This is a genomic window from Pedobacter sp. 01T416_2 (assembly GCF_056398925.1).
In genome coordinates this window covers 1-2,853 of record NZ_JBFTQI010000751.1, presented here as the reverse complement: position 1 = coordinate 2,853, position 2,853 = coordinate 1, and the positions used below count along the sequence as shown (strand labels likewise).

Below are 2,853 nucleotides of genomic sequence, written 5' to 3'. Positions count from 1 at the left end.
TCGTCGGCTGAAAAAGCCTTCTCGCAATGACGATCAATCTATCGGGTCGTCACCCTGAACTTGTTTCAGGGTCTTAATTTATTATAGTTTTTCACCATATCAGAAATGTAAGAACATATARGGCATTGMGCTTATATGCCTTATATGGCTCAGTCTTTTGACGGCTTTACAACAAAGGCASRATACTTTGTGTTCTTRGTGWCTTGGTGTTWATYTTTTCTMCGCTGTATCGTCATTGCGAGGYACGAAGCAATCTTACAACTATCGCTACTAGCGAGCGCATTAAGATTGCTTCGTCGGCTGAAAAAGCCTTCTCGCAATGACGATCAATCTATSGRKTCGTCAYCCTGAACTTGTTTCAGGGTCTTAATTTATTATAGTTTTTCACCATATCAGAAATGTAAGAACATATAAGGCATTGAGCTTATATGTAACTTATGTGTCTTATATGGTTCAGTTTTTTGCGCTATATCACAAGGCACTAAACTTTGTGTTCTTTGTGACTTGGTGATTCATCTTTTTCCCGCTGTTTCGTCATTGCGAGGAACGAAGCAATCTTACAACTATCGCTGCTAGCGAGCGCWTTAAGATTGCTTCGTCGGCTGAAAAAGCCTTCTCGCAATGACGGTCATTCTCTCAGACCGTCACCCTGAACTTGTTTCAGGATCTTTTACACAATAGATATCTGCGTTCCACTGCACTTCGTCGGTTGAAAAAGCCTTCTCGCATCTGAGAGCTATCGGATGACAATACTTAGAGTAAGCCTACCTACCCACCCAATCCTCATATCTCATTTCAAATTTCACTTCGCCTTTATTTATCATCCCTACTTTTTTCCAACCTTGCTGGCTATAAAATTCTTCAGCGCGGGTATTTGGCGATGTACCTAGCCAAACCGGCTCATGTGTTTGATCGAAATACCAATCCATCATTAACTGGTGCAATTTTTTGCCTATGCCTTTGCCTTCGAACTCCGGACGCAGAAAGAGCGCCCAGATATTATGCTCCTTTAAATCTACGATGGAGAAGCCAACTACTTCTCCACCTATTTCGCAAACCCATCCTTTGCCACGTTGTGTAATAAATTCTTCGCAATCTTTGTCAGTAACCAGCGCCGGATCTGACAAAATGTTCTCTTTTACCGTATGTTTGACAATTTGTATCGCAGGTATGTCAGTCGTTTTTGCTTCGCGGAAAATCATTTTTATAAGTTCTTGAGAAAATTAATTTATTTGAAAAAGCCTTTTAAATGCTTTAACGGTTGATTATCAGCTATAAAACTAATCAATAAAATGTTTATGACAAATGAATGATTGTCAATTCTGGAATTGGTTCTACATTTGCTTAACGGTGTTAGATTATTTACACTGTATATTCCAAGTCATGGGAAGTAAAGAAAGAATTCTACGTTTAAAAGATGAAACCAGAACAAAAATTCTGGATGCTGCCTTGAATATTGTTCAAACAGAGGGGTGGCAGGCATTAAGTATGCGTAAAATTGCCGACCAGATTGAATATACTGCACCAATTATTTACGAATACTTTTCTAACAAAGATGGCATCTTACTGGAACTCACCAGAAGGGGATATTTAATGTTAGCGAAAGATATCCGTGAGGCCAGGGATCAACACGAATCTCCGGAAGATAAAATGGAAGCCATGTGGATTGCCTACTGGAACTTCGCTTTTACCCATAAAGAATTTTATCAATTGATGTACGGTGTGGATATGGTTTGCTGTACCGTTAAAAATTCAATGCCCGAAGCCGAAAACGTAGGTAGTATGTTAGGCGAGGTGATCGAATCGTTATTCGAGAAAAAACCAGTATCTGATGATGATATCTGCATGAAGTATTACACTTATTGGTCTATCATCCACGGTTTAATTTCCATCAATCTGGTTCGCCCCAACGGAAGAACAACAGACGAGTTAAACCAACAGATTTTAAAAGATGCCATCAAGGGCATTACATTATCTATTAATAGTTAATTTTTTTTACAACGTAATTTAACACTGTTAAATTATTATACACACTAATTCCAATTAAATTTAATCATATGAAATCTCTACATCGCTTGTACCCCTTACTTAACACTGTTAAACAGTTTAATAGTATTAAGTTATTGTTAACAATTTCTCTTCTATCTATAATTCTGGTGAGTTGTAAGTCGTCGCCTGATCAGGCTGCAGCTGCACCACCGCCACCGGCATTGCCTGTAAGCGCCATTAACGCGAGTACAGAAACCACCTATATCGAGTATCCGGCCTCTATTCAGGGCGCTGTTGATATTGATGTACGTCCACAGGTAAGTGGTTACCTACAAAGTGTATTGGTTAACGAAGGCGCTTATGTAACTGCCGGACAAACCCTGTTCAAAATTAATGAAAACCCTTACCGCGAGGCTTTAAACAATGCCAAAGCAAGTTTACATGCTGCAGAAGCGGCCATTTTAAACGCTCAATTGGAAGTTGATAAATTAACACCACTTGTTCAAAATAAGGTAGTTTCTGATTTTCAGTTAAAAACTGCTAAAACAGCTTATAAAATTGCGCAGGCAAATGCCGAACAAGCCAGAGCCAGCGTGGCTTCGGCACAGATTAACTTAGGTTATACCAATGTTAAGGCTACTGTTAGCGGTTACATCGGCCGTATCCCTAAAAAACAGGGAAGTTTAGTTTCTCCGACAGATCAGGTTGCTTTAACACAGTTATCAGATATCCACGAAGTACATGTTTATTTTGCTTTGGCAGAAAACGACTTCAATAATTTTAATGCAAACTACCCGGGTAAAACACCTGCCGACAGGATTAAACATTTGCCAGCAGTAGAACTTTTATTGGCTGATAATTCTG

The 2,853-nt window shown here is 39.2% G+C and carries 3 protein-coding genes; 2 read left to right on the top strand and 1 reads right to left on the bottom strand.

The genetic code is table 11. The features are described from left to right. Positions 1-764: 764 nt before the first annotated feature. Positions 765-1,202, bottom strand: a complete 438-nt coding sequence (locus tag AC1DPQ_RS23525; protein ID WP_477581550.1) for an N-acetyltransferase family protein — start codon at positions 1,200-1,202, stop codon at positions 765-767. A gap of 181 nt (positions 1,203-1,383) precedes the next feature. Between AC1DPQ_RS23525 and AC1DPQ_RS23520 the strand changes: the two genes are divergently transcribed. After that, positions 1,384-1,989, top strand: a complete 606-nt coding sequence (locus tag AC1DPQ_RS23520) for a TetR/AcrR family transcriptional regulator (RefSeq protein WP_230144099.1) — start codon at positions 1,384-1,386, stop codon at positions 1,987-1,989. Positions 1,990-2,057: 68 nt separating this feature from the next. Next, a partial coding sequence (locus AC1DPQ_RS23515) for an efflux RND transporter periplasmic adaptor subunit (RefSeq protein ID WP_477611050.1) occupies positions 2,058-2,853 on the top strand: 796 nt, incomplete at its 3' end.

Coding starts and splice junctions, on each gene's coding strand:
- AC1DPQ_RS23520 (WP_230144099.1), top strand. CDS start 1,384: ATGGGAAGTAAAGAAAGAATTCTACGTTTAAAAGATGAAACCAGAACA.
- AC1DPQ_RS23525 (WP_477581550.1), bottom strand. CDS start 1,202: ATGATTTTCCGCGAAGCAAAAACGACTGACATACCTGCGATACAAATT.